This window comes from Rhizobium croatiense (assembly GCF_019793465.1).
GTDB lineage: Bacteria > Pseudomonadota > Alphaproteobacteria > Rhizobiales > Rhizobiaceae > Rhizobium > Rhizobium croatiense.
This window is the reverse complement of the sequence record NZ_JAILYJ010000120.1, coordinates 1-255: the sequence shown is the minus strand read 5'-3', so window position 1 is coordinate 255 and position 255 is coordinate 1. Positions and strand designations below refer to the sequence as shown.

Below are 255 nucleotides of genomic sequence, written 5' to 3'. Positions count from 1 at the left end.
ACTGCAGCCCGGCCGGCTGCAGCGGCGTGTCGTCCTCGATCGCATCGAATTCGATCTCCCAGATGCGGCCGAGCTCGCTCTTGCGGTCGAGGAAATAGAGAATGCCGCCGCCGACGCCGCGCACGGCTGGCATTTCGATCTCGCCGGCATCGAGCGATTGCGCGAAGCGTTCGGCGCCGAGCGCGACGGCGCGCTGCAACGCCGCTTGCGCATCGTCGACCAGCAGACCGGCGGCATAGGCCGAGGTGCCGTGCA

General features: G+C 68.6%; 1 pseudogene. It reads right to left on the bottom strand.

From position 1 onward, the window contains the following. Positions 1–255, bottom strand: a pseudogene (locus tag K6M89_RS32065) (3-keto-5-aminohexanoate cleavage protein); the annotation flags it as partial.